The sequence below is a fragment of the Bacillus cereus group sp. BfR-BA-01309 genome (assembly GCF_022664315.1).
In the GTDB taxonomy this organism is placed as follows: Bacteria; Bacillota; Bacilli; order Bacillales; family Bacillaceae_G; genus Bacillus_A; species Bacillus_A mobilis.
Genome location: NZ_JAKUHE010000002.1, coordinates 373,187 through 391,863, shown reverse-complemented (window position 1 = coordinate 391,863; position 18,677 = coordinate 373,187). Strand labels below are relative to the sequence as shown.

Here is an 18,677-nt window from a genome sequence, read left to right as displayed (position 1 = left end):
TTTATGCGGCCTCCTTCGCTTCTTTTTCTTCTGTTACTCGTTTTAGCCCAATTACTCCGAAGAAGATTAAACCGATTAATAAAACTTTTACAATAGAGAAAGGTTCTCCGAAGATGAAAATCTCTGTCAGAACGATCCCACCAGCTCCAATTCCTGTAAAGACTGCATATACAGTGCCGACAGGTAAATCTTTATAAGCTTTAAATAATAAAACGAAACTAATTGTAATTAATAATGCAACGCCAGCCCATTCAAGTGGTGCCTCCGCGTGTTTTAGTCCAATGACCCAAAAGATTTCAATAATACCAGCTATGATTACATAAATCCATGCCATATGTCATTTCTCCTTCCTACCAGTCGTTAGGTAAAGGGCTTAAAAACGACGCATTGCAAAGGAGCAATCCGTCAGTTTGAAAGGCCTCGCCAAAATACTTGCCAAGAGGCGTTTAAACGAGTCTCAAAGCGATTTAAACCTGCAAATAGTAGCTCAACCATAAGTCCGTCTAGTAAGCATAGAAAAGCTTCTAGAGCGTCTTCTACTTCAATGTTATGCAGTTCACTTTGCTCGTTTGCACGTTTAAATATAGGGAATAAAAGTTTTCCGACGTTCTCAATGTGTGTATTCGCTTTTTCGATAATTTGTTCGCGAAATGCATCGGGCGGAAAATAGGAAGTTCGTAACCAAAACATTGATTCTTCACTTTCACCAAATCGTTTTGCGTAGCCCTTTAGTAACTGTAAGAGCGATTCTTCAGTAGACGAATTTGAAAAATTTTCGATATCGTCTGTGAAGCTCTGTAAATCTTTTTGAAGAGCGGATTCTAAGCATATAAAATATAGCTCTTCTTTTCCTTTAAAGTGTGCGTAAATCGATGGTTTTTTAATCCCAACTTCTTGAGCAATATTTGCTAATGAAGTTCCTTCATAGCCGTAGCGTGCGAAATGAGAAAGTGCTACAGCTTTAATGCGGTTTGCTGTCATTTTCATCCCCTACCTACCGTTCGTTAGGTTCATTATATGAGATGGAAAATATAAAGTCAATAGGGGAAGAGCTGAAAAAGAGCGCAATAGGTAACGCTCTTTTTAGACAGTATCTCGCTCAATTAAATGGAATGAAAGCTCTTTTGCGTTCCCGACAATTTGCTCGCTCTGGATTTGTTTATGGAATAAAGAAAAAGCATGTGAGCCCATTGCGAGACCAGGATGCTCAATAGTTGAAATTTCTAACGCTTTTGAAATTTCATGATTATCAAATCCGAGGATAGCAAGTTCTTCAGGGACTCGAATGCCATGTTTTCGCGCCTCTGTTAATAAACCAGCTGCAACTTGATCATTCGCTGTGAAAATAGCGGTTGGACGATTTTTCATGTTTAAAATGCGATGAAGTATTTTTGCACCATCCTGCATCGTATAGCACTGATGAAAAATCCAATCTGGATGTACCGTTTTACCTTCGTTATGAAGCGTATCAGCAAATGCTTTTTCGCGCTCTATAGAATTTGCACTCGTTTTTCTTGCTAAACATATCCCGATTTTCTCATGCCCTTTACTGAGTAAATAGGCAGTGCCGAGACGGAAGCCTTCGTAATGATCTACATAGATAGATGAAATGAGGGGATGCTTCATCTTTTCACATGAAATAATAGGGGCGAATTTTGCGAAAGGTTCAATTTGTTCCCAAGAACTCGTTCGAGAGCAAATAATCATTCCGTCGAATTGTTTCATTTTCATCATTTCAAGAACGCGAATCTCTTCGAGGCTATCGTAATTCGTTTGACATAAATTAATATGATATCCAGCTGCTAACGCTTCGTTTCCGATGCCTTCAATAATGGTACTGAAGTATGGGAGGTTAATGAAAGGGAGCATAACCCCGATCGTATAGGTTTTTCCCTTTATTAAATGAATAGCATTTATATTTTTGGCATAGTTCAATTCTTCAACAGCATCTAGAACACGCTTACGTTTTTCTTCTTTTACGTAAGGGTGATTATTAAGGACGCGGGAAACAGTTGATATGGATACACCAGCGGTTTTTGCAATTTGTTTTATATTGGCCATATGTATCACCTCTTTCCACTATTATAAAGGGAAAATAATAAGAATGAAAAAATCTTGACCTGAAAAGCTTTTCACAAACTATGTTATAAACATGACTTCTGTTATTCGCGTAACCTTTTTATTTGGGCGTGAGAATGATGGGGGTCTTTTTTGCGTCTATAAAGGAGTTTTGTCAAAATGTGTGAGAATAACGTGGAAAGTTTTCAAAGGGGGAGTTTGTTAATGAAGCGAATATGAATAGCATATAAAGTGAAACTTTAATGAGTCGGGCATTAACGCTTTCTTCATAAAGAGAGCGGTATGAAGAAAGGGCGGAAACAAATTGAAAAAAAGAATCATTTGTTTCGTGTTTTCTAGTCTAGTACTAAGTTCGTGTTCGTTTCAGCAAACGATGCAAGAAGAAAAAAACTTTGTGGGATCAACAGGGGGAGCTATGGATCGTGTTACAGATCCAATTCCGCTGAAGGAGCTTCCAAAATATTTTCCAGTGAAATTTAAAGTTCCGGCGTTTTTACCGTATGACATTACGAGTGATGTGAAGGGGGAAGTCAGAACGATTGGAAAAAAGAACACTGTTTTGATGATTAAATATAAACAGCGGGAGCCGGGGAGAAATGAGTATATTGAGTTAAATGTTGCGAACTTTCCTTATAGTTTTCCGGATCTCGTGGAAGAGAAGCGATTTCAAGAACAAATGAAATTGAATAATGGAGCACTCGCTTATTTTAAAAATAAGGATGATTCTGAGCGAGGAGACGAATTTGCTACGCTTATATGGAAAGAGAAAGGACTTGAATATCAGATTTTGTATCGTAATGCACAAGAGAATGATAAAGATGTGATTAAGCAAAATTTATTATATATTGCGAATAATATGGAATGAAAAAACTAGCTGAATCATTCAGCTAGTTTTTGTATGTTATTATTTCTTTTTAATTTTTCCAGTCCACGTTTTGAATCCACCTTGTAATTGGTAGAAATCTTTGTAGCCTTGTTTCTTTAAGTATTGAGCCGCACGACCAGTACGGAATCCGCTTTGGCAGTATAAGTAAACTGGTTGATCTTTACGAAGTTCTTTATGACGAAGGCGAATTTGTGATAACGGAATGTTACGTGCGCCTAAAATATGCCCTGCAGTATATTCGTCTGCTTCTCGAATATCGATAAGCTGTGCTTTACGGTAGCCAGCGCGAAACTCTTCTTCTGAAAGTGTTTTAATTAATTTTTTCTGATAGAAATACATCCATACAGTGTAACCGATGAACGCTACGATTACGGCTAATAAAATAATCCAAGTTGTTGACACGGTTCTATCGCTCCCTTTTTTCTTATCCTACTTTCAATATTATAATGCCCGTATGTATTTATGCAACAGATTCATTTGCATATAAGAAGAAATTTCGTATTCTTTCACAAATTTTGTCGAATTTGGTAGACTAGAGAATGTGAAAAATAATTGGTTATATGAGGTGCAGGATGGGAAAAGAAAAATGGTGTTATATTAACTCTGGTCAATGTTCACCGGCATTTAATATGGCGTTAGATGAATGTTTATTAAATTGGCAAAGTGAAAAGAAAATGCCACCAACCATTCGTTTTTATGAATGGGAAGTACCAACATTAACAGTTGGGTATTTCCAGCGTGTTGAAAAAGATATTAATATGGATGTAGTTAACGAAAAGCAATATGGATTCGTTCGTCGTCAAACAGGCGGCAGGGGTGTACTACATGATAAAGAATTAACGTACAGTGTTATTGTGTCTGAAGATCATCCAAATATGCCAAAAACAGTTACAGAAGCGTATCGTATTATTTCGCAAGGTTTATTAGACGGTTTTAAGGCACTAGGATTAGAAGCGTATTATGCAGTTCCAAAAACGGAAGCAGACCGTGAAAATTTAAAAAATCCACGTTCAGGCGTATGCTTTGATGCACCGTCTTGGTATGAAATTGTAGTAGAAGGAAGAAAAATCGCAGGTAGTGCTCAAACACGTCAAAAAGGTGTGATTTTACAGCACGGATCGATTCCGTTAGAAATAGATTTAGATGAATTATATGATTTGTTTTTATTCCCGAATGAACGTGTAAAAGAACGTATGAAGAGTATGTTCTCTTCTAAAGCGGTAGCAATTAATGAATTAACAGACCGTACGTTTACAATCGAACAGTTAATTAAAGCGTTTGAGGTTGGGTTTGAAAAAGGATTAGATGTAGAGCTTGTTCCGTATGAATTAACAGAAGAACAGTTACATGAAGTGCAAACATTAGCAAAAGAGAAGTATGAAAGTAAGGAATGGAATTATAAAAAATAAGAGGTGGCAATTGCCACCTCTTATTTTTTTATAGTAAATTAAGTACTTTTTCTACTTTGATTCCTTTATCTTGTAAAGAACGAAGGCGATTTACAACGTCCATAATTTCTTTGTCAAATGTAACGCTAATACCTTGGCTTTGTAGTTCTTGTTTTAAGCTTTCAATAGAATCATCTATGTCGATGCCAAGCTCGTAATCTTGACAAACTTCAATTGTCTTTTTCACGAGTTTCACATAATTTTCTTGTAGTTTTGTATTTGTTTCAGTCAAAGCAGGTTGCTTCGGTTTTGCAGGCGCAACCGGTGCTGTCTCTTGCTTTGTAACTGGAGTTGGTACTGCTTTTTTCACAGGTGCTGGAGTAGATAATTCCACAGCTGCTTCTACACTTACTGGCTTCGGCGTTGGTACCGGAGTAGGTTTAGGTGCTACAGGTGTTTCTACTCGCGTAACAGGTTTTGGAGCCGGTGTAACTGCTTTTGGAGCTTCTACAACTACTTCTTTTTTCGGAGTAGCTTCTACAACTGTTTCTTCTTGCTCAGCAGCTTCTTTATTTTCTTTGCTCCACATAACGCGCTCAACTTCTAGAGAAACATTATTTTTGTTCATCGCTGTTAATGTAACTTTACCAACTTCAGCGTTCCCAGTGAAATCAACAATTTTATAAATAACACTCTTGTTCCAATCCACGTTTCCGCTCAAAAATAATTCTTCGTTACATTTCGGCGTTAAGCCCTCGATTTTAATTTCTGCGTTTACACCGTTTTCACTATATACCATAATTAGCGAAGCATTTACATCTTCGTCTGCTAACATTAGTTCACGTACCATTTTGCCGGTGCGTACTTGCGTTTTCTTCTTAACTGACATCTAATTTCTCCTCTCAAAAATTCAGTAATAATAAAAAAATCGTATAACGAAAAATAATTGCTCACGAAGATTTATGATACCGATAATAAAAGCATCACGTCAACAATTAACTTTAATTATTTTGCATTTTTCTTATTTTCTTTATGAAATTTTTCAATTTGTAAAATTAGACAGAAGAAAAACAGCCTTTTGAAAGGCTGCTAAAAATTTGATTTTTTATATAGTAATTTATATAAAACAAAAAATAAGATAGCAATTAAGGCATTTTGCCAAAAAGTTAGATGATAAAGGAAATAAGGTTGTTTTCTAAAATAAATATTTACGAATATAGCTGAACAAAATGGAGTAGCAAAAGCGAGTCCGAATAGAATTCGTCTTTTCCAATTTATCTTTTTATTAAAAGAGTAACGCTTTAATAAATGTAATATAAGCAGTATTCCTAGAATAATGAGTGAAACAGACAAAGTAGTTCCAGGGATGCTAAAAGGTGGGCTTGTTATATCGGTATTTTTTTCAAACAGGAAAATGAAAAGAGAAGCAAGGGCATCCATTCCAAACTGTATAGCAAGAAGTAAGCTAATAACAAAACCGATTAAAGAAGTTTTTTCTAATTTTGTTTGGGCTGGTAAAGCTGATATAAGTTCATCGCAGTAAGATTGTAAATCATTTCCGAAAATGTCGTAAGCATTTTTATTTTCTGTTTGTGCTTCGATAAGGTGGTCTAATATTTCTAACAAAAGTTCTTCCACTTGATGTTCGGGTACATTAGATAACCGAAGGTATACTAACATATCGCCATAAGCAGTTTCGTTTTCGGAAGTTAAAAGCTCACGTTTTTTATTATTCAACTCAATCATGTCTTGTGCATTCATCCCTATCACTCCCCTTGTAATAAGTTGTTTACGGTTGTTGAAACCATTCCCCAGCTTTGTTTAAATTCTTCAAGCTGTTCTAATCCTTTATCGGTTACGTGATAATATTTACGTTTTGGACCGAGTGAGGAGGCTTTTAATGTTCCTTCAATCAACTTTTCTTTTTGCATACGTAACAATAACGGATATATGCTTCCTTCGCTTACGAATGTAAATCCGTGTTTATTTAATTTTGTACTCAGTTCATATCCGTACACTTCTTCTTGTGAAATGATGTATAGGATGCAACCTTCGAGCACACCTTTTAACATTTGGCTGTGCATGATTTCACCACCTTTTATTCAGGTAACTTGCCTTGCAAGGTAGCTGATATCCAAATTATAACATTCAGTAACTTGCAACGCAAGTTACTGACGTGGAAAACTTTTATGAGTGTTAATTTTTCAACGTTCCCCATACTAACGAGAGGAGGGAAACGTATGAAACCATTTATGCCAAAACTCGTTTACTTTGAACCGAAGGCACTTGAATATCCGCTTGGAAAAGAGTTATATGAGAAGTTTACGAAGATGGGATTAGAAATTCGTGAAACGACATCTCATAATCAAATTAGAAATTTGCCAGGTGAAAATGATTTGCAAAAGTATCGTAACGCAAAGGCAACACTTGTTGTTGGGGTGAGAAAGACATTAAAGTTTGATACGTCAAAACCGTCAGCTGAATATGCAATCCCGCTTGCAACAGGGTGTATGGGGCATTGTCATTATTGTTATTTGCAAACGACACTTGGGAGTAAGCCTTACGTTCGCGTGTATGTTAATCTTGATGAAATATTTGAGAAGGCAAAGCAATATATGGATGAAAGAGCACCTGAAATAACAAGATTTGAAGCGGCTTGTACATCAGATATCGTTGGGATTGATCATTTAACACATGCATTAAAGCGGGCTATTGAATTCATTGGAGAAAGTGAGCATGGGCGTTTACGTTTCGTTACGAAATATTCGCACGTTGATCATTTATTAGATGCAAAACATAATGGGAAAACTCGTTTTCGGTTTAGTATTAATTCCCGGTATGTGATTAAAAATTTTGAGCCGGGGACATCACCGTTTGAAGAGCGTATTGAGGCGGCACGTAAAGTAGCAGGCGCGGGTTATCCACTTGGGTTTATAGTTGCGCCACTTTATATGCATGAAGGATGGGAAGAAGGATACCGTGAACTATTTGAGCGACTGTACAATGCACTAAAAGATTTGTCGATACCGAATTTAACATTTGAATTAATTCAACATCGCTTTACAAAACCAGCAAAAAAGGTCATTCAAGAGCGTTATCCGAACACGAAGCTTGAAATGGATGAAGAGAAGCGTAAATACAAATGGGGACGATACGGCATCGGGAAATACGTATATAAAAAAGATGAGGCAGAAGTATTGGAAGAAACGATTAGAGGATATATTCATCACTATTTTCCGAACGCAGAAATTCAATATTTTACGTGAAAGGAACTTGTATTTGAAAGCAGGTTCTTTTCTCTTTTGCAGATTTAGGCTTGTTTTCAACTTGTCACGTTATTCTTTCTGGTGTATCATTTTATTGATTGCTTCGTACGGAATAAGCAAAATGAAATTGGATGGAGGAAACCGATGCCTACCCCTAGTATGGAAGATTATATTGAACAAATTTATTTGTTGATTGATGAAAAGGGTTATGCCCGCGTATCTGATATTGCTGAAGCGCTGAGTGTACATCCATCCTCTGTAACAAAAATGGTGCAAAAATTAGACAAAGATGAATATCTAATTTATGAAAAATATAGAGGGCTTGTATTAACATCAAAAGGTAAAAAAATCGGAGAACGTCTCGTATACCGTCATGACTTGCTAGAGCAATTTATGCGTATTATCGGTTTGGATGAAAGCAAGATTTACAATGATGTAGAAGGAATTGAACATCATTTAAGCTGGGAAGCAATTGACCGCATTGGTGATTTAGTGCAATACTTTGAACAAGATGAGGTTCGAGTGGAAACACTTCGTGGTGTTCAAAAAGCAAATGAAGAGAAAAGTAATTAAGGGGAACGTATGTCGTTTCCTTTTTTATTTCAATCGAAAAGGATGGGAGAATTATGAAAGCAATTATTTTTGATTTTGATGGATTAATTGTGGACACAGAAACAATATGGTTTCACTCTTTCAGAGACGCCGTTCGTGAGTATGGCGGGGAGTTACCTTTAGAGGAATTTGCAAAATGTATTGGAACGACAGATGATGTACTATATGCATATTTAAATGAGCAATTAAAAGAGAAGTTTAACAAGGATGCATTAAAAGAAAAAGTGAAAACTTTACATAAAGAGAAAATGAAAATACCAGAAGCTCGTGACGGGGTAAAAGAATATTTAGAGGAAGCGAAAGAAATGGGATTGAAAATCGCATTAGCTTCCAGTTCATCTAGAGAATGGATTATTCCTTTTTTGGAAGAGCTACAAATTCGAGATTATTTTGAAGTCATTAAAACGAGAGACGATGTTGAAAAGGTAAAACCGGATCCAGCACTTTATCGAATTGCGATAGAAGATTTAGGGATCGATCCGTCTGAAGCAGTTGTATTTGAAGACTCGTTAAACGGATTGAAGGCAGCGATTGCAGCAGGATTAAAGTGTGTCGTAGTACCTAATGATGTGACACGGAACTTACCTTTTGAAAATCATCACCTTCGAATTGAAAGTATGAAAGATAAAAGTTTGAAAGAAGTACTGCAAAATATAAAAAAAGACCGTATTTCCTAAAAGGAAGCACGGTCTTTCTTTTTTGTTTTTTTACCTTCAATGACAGTTAAATGAGATTGTTTTCTTTTTCGCTTCAAAGTGGAAGGAGTGCCTTTTTTCCCTTTGTCATTAGAAGCGTTTGATTTAAATAATGAATTGCTTAGGGGTGCTACATTTTGTTTCCCATGTTTGCGGTTCGATTGTTTTGCAGCACGCTTATAAGAGCTTTGCGAATTTGCAGAACCACTAGAGTTTGTAAACATTTTGTAGAGTAAATAAAAGATACCAACGACAGCCAACATGATACCAATATTTCTTAACACTCCCATTGGGTCTGTAATGACAGATGAAACAAGGCCGAATATTGCTAATCCGATAATAAGCACAAATATAGCGAAAGTAAACGAACGACCGTTCATAAGGGACACCTCCTAAAAACATATATTAAAAATAGTATATTAACGATGAGGAAAGGAGTTGAACACCATTTTTAAATAATTATTGTTTGTTTTCTAAACGTAATAATTCTTCAAACGATGCAATGGCTACTTCCACTTGATCATCTGTTGGTTCTTTCGTTGTTAACAGTTGCAGCCACAGTCCGGGATATCCAAGTATGCGTAATACTGGAATATCGCGTAATCGATTTGTAAATTGTAACACTTCGAAAGAAATGCCGAGAACGACTGGAATTAATAAAATTCGGTTTACGACTCTGGCCCAAAGTGGATCTGTAGGGACAAGGAAATAAACAAACATTCCAATAATGACGGTAAATATAATAAAGCTACTGCCACAGCGATAATGAAGGCGAGTTTGTTTTTGTACATTTTCTACAGTCATTGGAAGGTTATTCTCATAGGCATTAATTACTTTATGCTCCGCACCATGGTACTGAAATACCCGCTTAATAAGTGGGGTTAAAGAAATAAAGTATATATAGCTCAATAATAGCATGAGCTTAATGACACTTTCGACAATGATTTGCCCTGTATGAGAGGGGAAAATCGGTCTCGTTAATTCAGCTAGTAGTGCAGGAACTGCTGTGAAAATGACTTTACCAAATATAAAAGATAAAACACCAACTGCTGCAACTCCTAATACCATCGTTAATTTCGATTGTTCTTCTTTGTTATTTGCAATTTGTTCGTCTTCTTCTGGGTGGACATCAAATCGTTCTGAAGCAAAGTTTAAATGTTTTGCTCCGTTCGCACTTGCATCCACAATAGCGGCAATACCTCGTAAAAATGGAATTTTCTTCAGGATAGATAATGCTTTATTACGAACGCGTGGTAATCGATAAAATTCAATCGATTTATCTTTACGACGAACCGCTGTAACAGTATATTCTCTACCGCCAAACATAACTCCTTCTATGACTGCTTGCCCGCCATATATTTGTTTTGACTCTTCTGCCATGTTAACACCAACCTGTATTTGTTTCTCTCTTATGTAGAAAAAGAGGCAATTGTCATACTGGGTTCTGTCATTTTGAAATAAGACAATCACCGAGTTTCCTTTATTTTATCGACAAATACAAGTATATGACAAGGAAAAATGTTACGAGAGTCGGACATTTCTTATTCTTTTTATAGACAAATTTCGCAGTATTTAAACATGGTTCAAAATAGTTTCGGGCATACTATTGAGCGGAGGTGTCGATGTGAGTCAAGAACAATTAGGAACAAGGAATTTTGTACAAATTGGTTTATTTGGTGGAGTCTTTTGGGGAGGGATATGGTATTTCCTTCATATATTTTCATTTACGGAAGCGGGACCGAACTATTTACTTTTACCATTTGCCTTTGGAAGCTGGAAAGAAGGGGTATGGGGCAATGTGTCAGGAATTGTTTGTATGGGACTACTTTCGATTTTAATTGCCTTTTTGTATAAAGCGTTTTTAGCAAAGTTTGAAGGAATTCTTCCAGGGATGATTTATGGACTATTTTGGTGGGCGTTACTATTTTTCGGAATGGGGTTAATAGCGCCTGCTATTAAAAGCGCACTCCATCTACCGAAAGAAACAATTGTGACGACGATATGTATTTTTATATTGTATGGTGTGTTTATAGCATATTCTGTTTCCTACGCAGTAAATACCAATAAAGCTGAGCGAGAAGGGGAAGAGAAGACGAACTATTCAAATAAGTAACTCCTATGTTAAAATGTTGTATAGATATTTAATATTAAGGAGTTTTAAGCATATGAAAAAGGTACTCCTCGTAAACGGTCCTAACCTAAATCGCCTCGGTGTCAGGGAGGTAAATGTATATGGAAAGGGCACGCTAGCGACACTTGAAGCAGATATGAAGCAAGAAGCAGAAACAATGGGAGTGGAGTTAGAATGTTTCCAATCGAATCATGAAGGCGCGATTATTGATCGTATTCATGAGGCGGAAGATATATATGAAGGGATCATTTTAAATCCTGGAGCATTTACGCATTATAGCTATGCGATTCGAGATGCGATTGCGAGCATTTCGATTCCTGTTATTGAAGTACATATTTCTAACATTCACCAGCGTGAGTCGTTCCGTCATGAATCTGTGACGGCAGCTGTTTGTGCGGGACAAATTGTTGGATTTGGTTTTTATGGCTATAAGTTAGCGTTATTTGCATTAATGGAGAAATTGAGGGAGGCATAAAGTAATGGAGAAAATCGAAAGATTAAGAAGTGCATTTGATGAGGCTGGTATTGACGGTATTTTGTTAACAAATGAACATAGTCGTAGATATATGGCTAACTTCACAGGAACAGCTGGTGTTGTACTGATTTCGAAAAATCGTGCTCAATTTATTACAGATTTTCGTTATGTAGAGCAGGCTAGTAAACAAGCAGTTGGATACGAGATTGTACAGCATGCAGGATTAATCATTGATGAAGTTGCAAAGCAAGTGAAGGAACTAGGAATTCAAAAGCTTGGCTTTGAGCAAGATACTCTTACATATAGTTCTTATTCAGCGCATAAAGAAGCGATCGATGCTGAATTTATCCCAACTTCTGGGCTTGTAGAAAAGTTACGCTTGATAAAGACTGATTCAGAGATTAAGATATTAAAGGAAGCTGCACAGATTGCAGATGCTGCCTTTGAACATATTCTATCATTCATTCGCCCGGGAGTATCTGAAATTGAAGTGTCAAATGAACTTGAATTTTTCATGAGAAAACAAGGAGCAACATCTTCTTCGTTTGATATTATCGTTGCTTCAGGTCTTCGTTCGGCATTACCGCACGGCGTGGCATCTGAAAAAGTGATAGAAACAGGAGATTTCGTTACATTAGACTTCGGCGCTTATTACAAAGGATATTGCTCTGATATTACTCGTACAATTGCAGTTGGTGAACCATCTGATAAATTGAAAGAAATTTATAATATCGTTTTAGAAGCACAACTACGTGGTGTGAACGGTATTAAAGCTGGTTTAACAGGCCGTGAAGCGGATGCGTTAACGCGCGATTACATAACGGAAAAAGGATATGGTGAATACTTCGGACACTCTACTGGTCATGGAATCGGTCTTGAAATCCATGAAGCACCAGGTTTAGCGTTCCGTTCTGATACAGTTCTTGAACCAGGTATGGCTGTAACAGTAGAACCAGGTATTTATATTCCAGGTATTGGCGGCGTACGTATTGAAGATGATATCATTGTAACAAGTGAAGGTAATGAAGTAATTACGAAATCACCAAAAGAACTTATTATTTTGTAATATACAGGAGGATTTTTTTACATGATTTCAGTAAACGATTTTCGTACAGGTTTAACAATTTCAGTGGACAATGCCCTTTGGCAAGTAATGGATTTCCAACACGTAAAGCCAGGTAAAGGTGCTGCATTCGTTCGTTCTAAACTACGTAACCTTCGCACAGGATCTGTTCAAGAGAAAACATTCCGTGCAGGTGAAAAAGTAGAAAAAGCACACATCGAAAACCGTCGTATGCAATACTTATACGCGAGCGGTGAGTCTCACGTATTTATGGATAACGGAACTTATGAGCAAATCGAACTTGGTGAAAAACAAATCGAGCGCGAACTTAAATTCCTAAAAGAAAACATGGAAGTATCTATTATGACATACCAAGATGAAGTACTTGGTGTTGAACTTCCAAACACAGTTGAATTACAAGTTACAGAAACAGAGCCAGGTATTAAAGGAGATACAGCTTCTAACGTAACAAAACCAGCTACATTAGAAACTGGTCTTGTTGTACAAGTACCAATCTTCATTAACGAAGGCGAAATGCTTATCATCAACACTGGTGAAGGTAAATACGTTTCTCGTGCATAGTAGAAAAGCACTCGTGATTATCACGAGTGCTTTTTTTATAGGAAATAGGGTAGATAATAAATCCCCGTTATAACAAAGCTAACTAAGACAAGTGAAAGGGTACCCATAATGTATGGAGTCAAAACAATTTGAAATGGTTTTATCTCTCCAGTTTCAACGCCAGTCAGTGTTTTACTGATTGCATGATCTGTAATGTTGTTTCTATGATTACTCATAATAATTAGCCACGTAATTGCAAATATTGCTAAACTACCAAGGAAAAAGGTCTCCATAAATGACCAACTGACCAATAATGAAAAAAGATAAATAAGAGCTAATTCTACTACAATCGTTAAACTAATTTTTAATACCTTCATATTTTTCCCCCTCATTTTGTACCTATAGCTAATTAAAAAATGGCGCGATACGATCGTACGCGAGATGACTTTAGTTCTGTCGCTCATGCTGCATCGTCTATACCTCTTTTAAATTAAATATACCATAATATTCCACTTAAAAATACGAATGTTCAGATTATATAAAGACGTTAGATAAAAATTATGTTTTTAATTCTGAAATAGACAACCTCTGCATATGGTTGTACAAATATATTCTTTTTTGGAATGTAGCATTAGTAACCGTTATGGGAGAAGGTGGGAGAATGAAACAGTGGCTAGCGGCAATGGAAACATCTGTGCTTGTAATGGGGCTACTTCGGTTGTTTTCAGGTAGCGCGGAAATATTCGCCGCTTTGCTTATGCTTTATGTGAATGATGCGAAGAAAGCATTGTTTATAAATGGTATGTTGGCGTTTGTTGGACCGACCGTATTAATTTTAACAATGACAATAGGTATAGCGAGTGTGGCAAGTGAGATTTCTTTCTTGAAACTCTTTTTTCTAGCGCTTGGAATTGGCTGCATTTTTATCGCGTTGTTGAAATAGTAAGTCGAGTATAGTGGGGAGAAGCTGATGAAAGAAGTATTAGAAGTTTTACCGAAAACGATGAAGCTGCTAGTGGAAAGTTGTAAGCAGTACGATGCTCTAGAGGAAATTCGTGTTCGAATTGGAAGACCGCTAGAGTGTATTGCTCATGGCGAAGTGTTTTTTTATGACTATATCGTTACGGCAGAGGATGCCATTTACTTATTGAATAAGTTAAGTCAATTCTCAATTTATACGATGGAAGAGGAATTAAAACGTGGGTATGTGACACTTCGAGGAGGACATAGAATCGGCTTGGCGGGAAAAGTCATTACAGAAAAAAGCGCAGTGAAAATGATTCGAGATGTCTCTTCCTTTAATATTCGTATCGCTCGTCAAAAAATAGGAATTGCTGAACCACTTTTGCCGTATTTGTATGAATCACGATGGTTAAACACGATGGTTATTGGCCCGCCGCAAACGGGGAAAACAACACTTTTAAGAGATGTAGCACGTTGCATGAGTCAAGGTGTAAGTGCTTCGAACATTCCTTCTTGTAAAGTTGGGATTGTAGACGAACGGTCAGAAATTGCAGGCTGCGTGAAAGGTATTCCGCAATATGACTTTGGAGCGCGAGTAGATGTGTTAGACGCATGTCCAAAAGCTGAAGGAATGATGATGATGATTCGTTCTATGAGTCCAGATGTTTTGATTGTAGATGAAATCGGACGTAAAGAAGATAGTGAAGCAATTATGGAGGCGGTGCATGCAGGGGTTCAGCTTTTTATAAGTGCACATGGATTTTCTTATGATGATGTTGTGAAACGTCCATCACTAAAAGCGGTGCTGGAGCTCGGTATATTTGATAGGTTTGTGGAGCTATCAAAAGCAAGAGGGCCAGGAACAGTTATGCAAGTGAAAGATAAATATGGAAAATCGGTATTACCTCATAGAAAGGCTGAGGGCGTATGGTAAAAATATTTGGTGCAGTGTTAATCGTTGCGGTCAGCACCTTTTTCGGCTTTTCATACGCAAAAAAATATAGCGAGAGGCCGCGGCAACTTAGATTATTAAAAGCGGCACTTCAATCATTAGAGGCAGAAATTATGTATGGGCATACACCTTTGTCTGAAGCCGCCGAGCGATTAGTGAAACAAATGCCGAAGCCGTTAAATTGGATATTTCAAAGTTTCGCTAGAAGGCTAGAAAGCGGAGAACAAACGGTAAGAGAAGCTTGGATAGATAGTTTGAAAGAAAATTGGAAGCTAACAGCATTTCAACAAACTGAGTACGAGATTTTGCAGCAATTTGGCGAAACGCTCGGACAACATGATCGTGAATCACAACAAAAACATATACGCTTATGCATTACACATTTAGAGAGAGAAGAAGAAGAAGCGAAAGCGTTACAACTGCAATATGAAAAAATGATTAAGAGCTTAGGGGTACTAGCGGGGCTACTTATCGTAATTTTACTGCTATAGGAGGGAGAAAGGCGATGTCCATTGATGTTGGATTAATATTTCAAATCGCCGGAATCGGCATTGTTTTAGCTTTTATTCATACTGTACTAAAAGAATTAAAGCGAGAGGATATTGCAAATTGGGTTATCCTTGTCGGTTTTGTCGTTATTTTATTTCATGTGGCATTTTTAATTAATACGCTATTCGACAAGATTAAGAGTGTCTTTCTCTTCCAGTAAAGGAGGCGGTTCGAATCGAAATTATACAAATTGTCGGATTAGGCCTCGTTGCTACGTTTTTAGCAGCTGTATTGAATCAGCATAAATCTAGCATTACGTCGTTATTTATTGTGTTCGTAGGTAGCGTGATGTTTCTTCTTTTAATTGATCAAATTCACTCTATTTTACAAATGATTGAGAGGGTAGCGAGTGAAGCGAAAGTTAGCAATGTATATGTAGAAACGTTGCTAAAAATTATTGGGATTGCTTATATTGCTGAGTTTGGAGCGCAAATTACAAAAGATGCAGGGCAGGGTGCAATCGCTTCGAAAATTGAATTAGCTGGAAAAATCTTAATTCTAGTAATGGCGATTCCTATTTTGACGGTTGTAATTGAAACTATTCTCGGATTTTTACCGACGGGATAAGGGGGAGTGAATGTTGAGGGGGTTTGGAGCTAAGCTGCTATTTGCTTGCTTCCTTTTCTTTTCTTTACCGGTTGTTGTACAAGCTTCTCCTGTAGAAACAAACGTCGTTGATCAACAATTGGATAAGCTCGGAATTGAAGATGTGAAGCAATTTTGGGACGGGCTTGTTACAAAATATGGAGGTTATTTACCAGAGAGTCAAAAAGGTAGCTTTATGGAGTTCGTAAAGGGAGAAAAAGAAATTTCTATAAAAGAGTGGATGCTAGGTTTATTAAAATATTTATTTCACGAGCTTGTTGCAAATGGGAAGCTACTTGGAACGCTCATTATGCTCACGATTTTTAGTGCATTGTTGCAATCACTACAATCTGCATTTTCAAAGAGTAGTGTAAGTAAAATTGCGGATGCTGTTGTATATATGGTACTGATTATTTTCGCATTAAATAGTTTTTATGTCGTCATGACATATGCAAGAGAAACGATACAAACAATGGTAGATTTCATATTAGCGCTATTGCCAATCTTGCTTGCACTCATAGCAACTGGAGGTGGTGTTGTATCTGTATCGTTTTTTCATCCGATTATCATCTTCTTAATGAACACGAGCGGGCTTTTGATGAATTATATCGTTCTACCACTTTTATTACTTGCAACGATATTAAGTATTGTAAGTACGATGAGTGATCAATATAAAGTTACGAAATTGTCCAAGCTTCTGCAAAACGTTAGCGTTGGGATTCTCGGTATTTTTTTAACGATTTTTTTAGGGGTATTATCTGTACAAGGAACAGCGACAGCGGTTGCTGATGGAATCGCTGTGAAAACTGCTAAATTTGTAACAGGGAACTTTATTCCTGTAGTAGGAAGAATGTTTACAGAGGCAGCGGACACTGTTATTAGTGCATCCGGATTATTAAAAAACACAGTCGGAATTATCGGGCTCGTCATTCTATGCTTAATTGTTGCTTTTCCAGCGATTCAAATTTTTTGTATCGCGTTTATTTATAAATTCGCAGCAGCAGTATTACAGCCAGTTGGCAGCGGAGCAATTATTCAATGTTTAGATATTATCGGGCGAAGCATCATTTATGTATTTGCTTGCTTAGCTATCGTATCATTTATGTTCTTTTTAAGTATCACAATTATTATTGCTGCGGGGAACATTACACTTATGATGCGGTAGGAGGTGAAGGGTATGCAATTTGTTACAGAGTGGATTAGAAATATTATCGTTTTTTTACTCTTAGCGACAATGCTGCATCTGATTCTTCCAAATTCTAATTTGCAAAAGTACGTCAAATTCGTTGTAAGTCTATTATTAGTTGTTTTAATTTTAACGCCTCTTTTTAAACTATTGCAAACAGATGTGAATGAAGTAATCGCAAATTTTAATGAAGAGAAGTACGTAGCAGAAGGATCTGTAAAAAATTCAATAGATTCGAAGAAAAAAGAAATACAAGCTCTTACACGTGCATATAGTTTAGAAGAGATGGCTACCAAAATGAAAAAAGAAGTAGGAAAAGAATTCGAGAAAAAGTATGGTATGACAGTCTCTGAAATACAAATAGTCGCAGCGGAAAGCACCGCGGAAGTAAAGTCAGCGAAAGATATTCAAACTGTTGTTGTGACGCTGAAAGAAAAAGAACGTAGTAAAAATGATGCAATCGAAACAGTAAAACCAGTTGAAATTAACACGAAAGAACCACCAAAAAAAGTAGAAGAAACGAATGTAGAAATGAAAGACTTCTTTTCAAGCAGGTGGCAACTAGAGAATAAACAAATCCAAGTTCAAATGGAAGGGAGGACAGGTAGAGTAAATGGACAATAAAGATAAAAATTCGAAGTTCTCATTTTTTCGAAACTTATTGAATGGGGATGAAAAAGAAAGCAATGAGAAGGGAAAAAAGGTAACACCTAAGTTTTTACTTGTCCTACTCATACTTGGAATTTTGCTTATGTTTTCTAGTAATTACTTTTCAGGAAAAAAAGAAGAAGTACCTGTATTTAAAGAACAAAAAACGCAAAGCCAAGAAAAAGACGTACCAACTTTTGGACAAAAAAATAACGATAGTATGTCAAATGTAGAAAAGTATGAAAAAGCGTATGAACAAGAATTAAAAGCAGCCTTAGAAGAAATAGCGGGAGTAAAAGATGTAACGATTAAAGTGAATTTAGATTCATCTGAAGAAAAAATATTAGAAAAAAATACAGTGAAACGTTCACAAACAACAGGTGAAACAGATAAGACAGGTGGTAAGAGGGAAGTAGAAGATGAGTCCCTTGATGAAAAGACAGTTATTATACGTGAAGGTGATAAAGAAACTCCCGTTGTTTTACGAACAGAGAAACCGAAAGTGCGAGGGGTCCTTGTCGTAGCAAAGGGAGTGGATAATATACAAGTTAAAGCGATGGTAAAAGAAGCTGTAATACGGCTGCTAGATGTACCAGCCTATCGTGTTTCAGTTTCGCCGAAAAATTGATAGGGAGGAA

At 36.8% G+C, this 18,677-nt stretch carries 27 protein-coding genes; 17 read left to right on the top strand and 10 right to left on the bottom strand.

What is annotated here, in order from left to right:
• Position 1: 1 nt before the first annotated feature.
• From MR115_RS05635 to MR115_RS05625, 3 genes are all read right to left on the bottom strand, one after another.
• Positions 2-334: a DMT family transporter gene (locus MR115_RS05635; protein WP_061677420.1), complete on the bottom strand. Its 333-nt coding sequence runs from the start codon at positions 332-334 to the stop codon at positions 2-4.
• 71 nt (positions 335-405) lie between these two features.
• Entirely contained in the window at positions 406-987 is a 582-nt protein-coding gene (locus tag MR115_RS05630) for a TetR/AcrR family transcriptional regulator (RefSeq protein ID WP_002073006.1), read from the bottom strand.
• 96 nt (positions 988-1,083) lie between these two features.
• On the bottom strand, positions 1,084-2,061 hold the full coding sequence (locus MR115_RS05625) for a LacI family DNA-binding transcriptional regulator (RefSeq protein ID WP_242240372.1): 978 nt from the start codon (positions 2,059-2,061) through the stop codon (positions 1,084-1,086).
• Between the two features lie 346 nt (positions 2,062-2,407).
• Here MR115_RS05625 and MR115_RS05620 point away from each other — a divergent pair, with 346 nt between their 5' ends.
• Complete coding sequence (locus tag MR115_RS05620) at positions 2,408-2,944, top strand: DNA polymerase III subunit delta (protein ID WP_242240619.1); 537 nt, start codon at positions 2,408-2,410, stop codon at positions 2,942-2,944.
• 39 nt (positions 2,945-2,983) lie between these two features.
• On the opposite strand, the gene MR115_RS05615 is transcribed toward MR115_RS05620, so the two are convergent.
• A complete protein-coding gene (locus MR115_RS05615) occupies positions 2,984-3,367 on the bottom strand; it encodes a rhodanese-like domain-containing protein (RefSeq protein ID WP_048531103.1) in 384 nt (127 codons plus the stop codon).
• A 170-nt stretch (positions 3,368-3,537) separates the two neighbouring features.
• On the opposite strand from MR115_RS05615, the gene MR115_RS05610 reads away from it, so the two are divergent.
• Positions 3,538-4,374 carry a lipoate--protein ligase family protein gene (locus MR115_RS05610; protein WP_063260831.1) on the top strand — a complete coding sequence of 279 codons (837 nt, stop codon included), beginning with the start codon at positions 3,538-3,540 and terminating at the stop codon, positions 4,372-4,374.
• 28 nt (positions 4,375-4,402) lie between these two features.
• On the opposite strand, the gene MR115_RS05605 is transcribed toward MR115_RS05610, so the two are convergent.
• The 3 genes from MR115_RS05605 to MR115_RS05595 all read right to left on the bottom strand — a co-directional run bounded on the left by MR115_RS05605 (position 4,403) and on the right by MR115_RS05595 (position 6,437).
• Complete coding sequence (locus MR115_RS05605; protein WP_151633132.1) at positions 4,403-5,242, bottom strand: hypothetical protein; 840 nt, start codon at positions 5,240-5,242, stop codon at positions 4,403-4,405.
• A 200-nt stretch (positions 5,243-5,442) separates the two neighbouring features.
• The gene (locus tag MR115_RS05600) at positions 5,443-6,114 is read right to left on the bottom strand and encodes a DUF1129 family protein (protein WP_242240369.1); all 672 of its coding nucleotides are present in this window, start codon (positions 6,112-6,114) and stop codon (positions 5,443-5,445) included.
• A 5-nt stretch (positions 6,115-6,119) separates the two neighbouring features.
• Positions 6,120-6,437, bottom strand: a complete 318-nt coding sequence (locus MR115_RS05595; RefSeq protein ID WP_000556083.1) for a PadR family transcriptional regulator — start codon at positions 6,435-6,437, stop codon at positions 6,120-6,122.
• 156 nt (positions 6,438-6,593) lie between these two features.
• On the opposite strand from MR115_RS05595, the gene splB reads away from it, so the two are divergent.
• The 3 genes from splB to MR115_RS05580 all read left to right on the top strand — a co-directional run bounded on the left by splB (position 6,594) and on the right by MR115_RS05580 (position 8,908).
• Positions 6,594-7,619: a spore photoproduct lyase gene (gene splB, locus MR115_RS05590; RefSeq protein ID WP_242240366.1), complete on the top strand. Its 1,026-nt coding sequence runs from the start codon at positions 6,594-6,596 to the stop codon at positions 7,617-7,619.
• Positions 7,620-7,763: 144 nt separating this feature from the next.
• Positions 7,764-8,192 (top strand): transcriptional regulator MntR, encoded by a 429-nt coding sequence (gene mntR / locus MR115_RS05585; RefSeq protein WP_001143071.1) that lies wholly within the window; start codon positions 7,764-7,766, stop codon positions 8,190-8,192.
• A 53-nt stretch (positions 8,193-8,245) separates the two neighbouring features.
• Positions 8,246-8,908, top strand: coding sequence for an HAD family hydrolase (locus MR115_RS05580; RefSeq protein ID WP_242240362.1), 663 nt, complete (start codon positions 8,246-8,248; stop codon positions 8,906-8,908).
• On the opposite strand, the gene MR115_RS05575 is transcribed toward MR115_RS05580, so the two are convergent.
• Positions 8,905-9,306, bottom strand: a complete 402-nt coding sequence (locus MR115_RS05575; protein ID WP_046956360.1) for an SA1362 family protein — start codon at positions 9,304-9,306, stop codon at positions 8,905-8,907. The two genes, MR115_RS05580 and MR115_RS05575, sit on opposite strands and share 4 nt — an antisense overlap.
• Before the next feature lie 79 nt (positions 9,307-9,385).
• A complete protein-coding gene (locus MR115_RS05570) occupies positions 9,386-10,306 on the bottom strand; it encodes a DUF1385 domain-containing protein (protein WP_000807116.1) in 921 nt (306 codons plus the stop codon).
• A gap of 244 nt (positions 10,307-10,550) precedes the next feature.
• On the opposite strand from MR115_RS05570, the gene MR115_RS05565 reads away from it, so the two are divergent.
• From MR115_RS05565 to efp, 4 genes are read left to right on the top strand one after another with little or no spacing between them, the layout of a single operon-like run.
• Positions 10,551-11,039, top strand: a complete 489-nt coding sequence (locus tag MR115_RS05565; protein ID WP_073516477.1) for a YqhR family membrane protein — start codon at positions 10,551-10,553, stop codon at positions 11,037-11,039.
• Positions 11,040-11,091: 52 nt separating this feature from the next.
• Positions 11,092-11,532, top strand: coding sequence for a type II 3-dehydroquinate dehydratase (aroQ, locus tag MR115_RS05560; RefSeq protein ID WP_000757087.1), 441 nt, complete (start codon positions 11,092-11,094; stop codon positions 11,530-11,532).
• A gap of 4 nt (positions 11,533-11,536) precedes the next feature.
• On the top strand, positions 11,537-12,598 hold the full coding sequence (gene pepQ / locus MR115_RS05555) for a Xaa-Pro dipeptidase (protein ID WP_000411049.1): 1,062 nt from the start codon (positions 11,537-11,539) through the stop codon (positions 12,596-12,598).
• Between the two features lie 21 nt (positions 12,599-12,619).
• Complete coding sequence (gene efp, locus MR115_RS05550) at positions 12,620-13,177, top strand: elongation factor P (RefSeq protein WP_000626520.1); 558 nt, start codon at positions 12,620-12,622, stop codon at positions 13,175-13,177.
• Positions 13,178-13,212: 35 nt separating this feature from the next.
• On the opposite strand, the gene MR115_RS05545 is transcribed toward efp, so the two are convergent.
• Entirely contained in the window at positions 13,213-13,533 is a 321-nt protein-coding gene (locus MR115_RS05545) for a hypothetical protein (protein ID WP_242240360.1), read from the bottom strand.
• Between the two features lie 284 nt (positions 13,534-13,817).
• On the opposite strand from MR115_RS05545, the gene MR115_RS05540 reads away from it, so the two are divergent.
• From MR115_RS05540 to spoIIIAG, 8 genes are read left to right on the top strand one after another with little or no spacing between them, the layout of a single operon-like run.
• Complete coding sequence (locus tag MR115_RS05540) at positions 13,818-14,099, top strand: YqhV family protein (protein ID WP_000816054.1); 282 nt, start codon at positions 13,818-13,820, stop codon at positions 14,097-14,099.
• Between the two features lie 27 nt (positions 14,100-14,126).
• Positions 14,127-15,053 carry a stage III sporulation protein AA gene (spoIIIAA, locus tag MR115_RS05535; RefSeq protein ID WP_242240357.1) on the top strand — a complete coding sequence of 309 codons (927 nt, stop codon included), beginning with the start codon at positions 14,127-14,129 and terminating at the stop codon, positions 15,051-15,053.
• The gene (gene spoIIIAB / locus MR115_RS05530; protein ID WP_000238690.1) at positions 15,047-15,562 is read left to right on the top strand and encodes a stage III sporulation protein SpoIIIAB; all 516 of its coding nucleotides are present in this window, start codon (positions 15,047-15,049) and stop codon (positions 15,560-15,562) included. The genes spoIIIAA and spoIIIAB overlap by 7 nt, the downstream gene beginning before the upstream one ends.
• A 14-nt stretch (positions 15,563-15,576) precedes the next feature.
• Positions 15,577-15,780: a stage III sporulation protein AC gene (spoIIIAC, locus tag MR115_RS05525; RefSeq protein WP_000020914.1), complete on the top strand. Its 204-nt coding sequence runs from the start codon at positions 15,577-15,579 to the stop codon at positions 15,778-15,780.
• A 23-nt stretch (positions 15,781-15,803) separates the two neighbouring features.
• Complete coding sequence (spoIIIAD, locus tag MR115_RS05520) at positions 15,804-16,187, top strand: stage III sporulation protein AD (protein ID WP_079998460.1); 384 nt, start codon at positions 15,804-15,806, stop codon at positions 16,185-16,187.
• A 10-nt stretch (positions 16,188-16,197) separates the two neighbouring features.
• Positions 16,198-17,370 (top strand): stage III sporulation protein AE, encoded by a 1,173-nt coding sequence (spoIIIAE, locus tag MR115_RS05515; RefSeq protein WP_242240354.1) that lies wholly within the window; start codon positions 16,198-16,200, stop codon positions 17,368-17,370.
• A 12-nt stretch (positions 17,371-17,382) separates the two neighbouring features.
• Positions 17,383-18,015 (top strand): stage III sporulation protein AF, encoded by a 633-nt coding sequence (gene spoIIIAF / locus MR115_RS05510; RefSeq protein ID WP_001161039.1) that lies wholly within the window; start codon positions 17,383-17,385, stop codon positions 18,013-18,015.
• Positions 18,005-18,667 carry a stage III sporulation protein AG gene (spoIIIAG, locus tag MR115_RS05505; protein ID WP_242240351.1) on the top strand — a complete coding sequence of 221 codons (663 nt, stop codon included), beginning with the start codon at positions 18,005-18,007 and terminating at the stop codon, positions 18,665-18,667. The genes spoIIIAF and spoIIIAG overlap by 11 nt, the downstream gene beginning before the upstream one ends.
• The last annotated feature ends 10 nt before the right edge of the window (positions 18,668-18,677 follow it).

Coding starts and splice junctions, on each gene's coding strand:
- MR115_RS05635 (WP_061677420.1), bottom strand. CDS start 334: ATGGCATGGATTTATGTAATCATAGCTGGTATTATTGAAATCTTTTGG.
- MR115_RS05630 (WP_002073006.1), bottom strand. CDS start 987: ATGAAAATGACAGCAAACCGCATTAAAGCTGTAGCACTTTCTCATTTC.
- MR115_RS05625 (WP_242240372.1), bottom strand. CDS start 2,061: ATGGCCAATATAAAACAAATTGCAAAAACCGCTGGTGTATCCATATCA.
- MR115_RS05610 (WP_063260831.1), top strand. CDS start 3,538: ATGGGAAAAGAAAAATGGTGTTATATTAACTCTGGTCAATGTTCACCG.
- MR115_RS05605 (WP_151633132.1), bottom strand. CDS start 5,242: ATGTCAGTTAAGAAGAAAACGCAAGTACGCACCGGCAAAATGGTACGT.
- MR115_RS05600 (WP_242240369.1), bottom strand. CDS start 6,114: ATGAATGCACAAGACATGATTGAGTTGAATAATAAAAAACGTGAGCTT.
- MR115_RS05595 (WP_000556083.1), bottom strand. CDS start 6,437: ATGCACAGCCAAATGTTAAAAGGTGTGCTCGAAGGTTGCATCCTATAC.
- splB (WP_242240366.1), top strand. CDS start 6,594: ATGAAACCATTTATGCCAAAACTCGTTTACTTTGAACCGAAGGCACTT.
- mntR (WP_001143071.1), top strand. CDS start 7,764: ATGCCTACCCCTAGTATGGAAGATTATATTGAACAAATTTATTTGTTG.
- MR115_RS05580 (WP_242240362.1), top strand. CDS start 8,246: ATGAAAGCAATTATTTTTGATTTTGATGGATTAATTGTGGACACAGAA.
- MR115_RS05575 (WP_046956360.1), bottom strand. CDS start 9,306: ATGAACGGTCGTTCGTTTACTTTCGCTATATTTGTGCTTATTATCGGA.
- MR115_RS05570 (WP_000807116.1), bottom strand. CDS start 10,306: ATGGCAGAAGAGTCAAAACAAATATATGGCGGGCAAGCAGTCATAGAA.
- aroQ (WP_000757087.1), top strand. CDS start 11,092: ATGAAAAAGGTACTCCTCGTAAACGGTCCTAACCTAAATCGCCTCGGT.
- pepQ (WP_000411049.1), top strand. CDS start 11,537: ATGGAGAAAATCGAAAGATTAAGAAGTGCATTTGATGAGGCTGGTATT.
- efp (WP_000626520.1), top strand. CDS start 12,620: ATGATTTCAGTAAACGATTTTCGTACAGGTTTAACAATTTCAGTGGAC.
- MR115_RS05545 (WP_242240360.1), bottom strand. CDS start 13,533: ATGAAGGTATTAAAAATTAGTTTAACGATTGTAGTAGAATTAGCTCTT.
- MR115_RS05540 (WP_000816054.1), top strand. CDS start 13,818: ATGAAACAGTGGCTAGCGGCAATGGAAACATCTGTGCTTGTAATGGGG.
- spoIIIAA (WP_242240357.1), top strand. CDS start 14,127: ATGAAAGAAGTATTAGAAGTTTTACCGAAAACGATGAAGCTGCTAGTG.
- spoIIIAB (WP_000238690.1), top strand. CDS start 15,047: ATGGTAAAAATATTTGGTGCAGTGTTAATCGTTGCGGTCAGCACCTTT.
- spoIIIAC (WP_000020914.1), top strand. CDS start 15,577: ATGTCCATTGATGTTGGATTAATATTTCAAATCGCCGGAATCGGCATT.
- spoIIIAE (WP_242240354.1), top strand. CDS start 16,198: ATGTTGAGGGGGTTTGGAGCTAAGCTGCTATTTGCTTGCTTCCTTTTC.
- spoIIIAF (WP_001161039.1), top strand. CDS start 17,383: ATGCAATTTGTTACAGAGTGGATTAGAAATATTATCGTTTTTTTACTC.
- spoIIIAG (WP_242240351.1), top strand. CDS start 18,005: ATGGACAATAAAGATAAAAATTCGAAGTTCTCATTTTTTCGAAACTTA.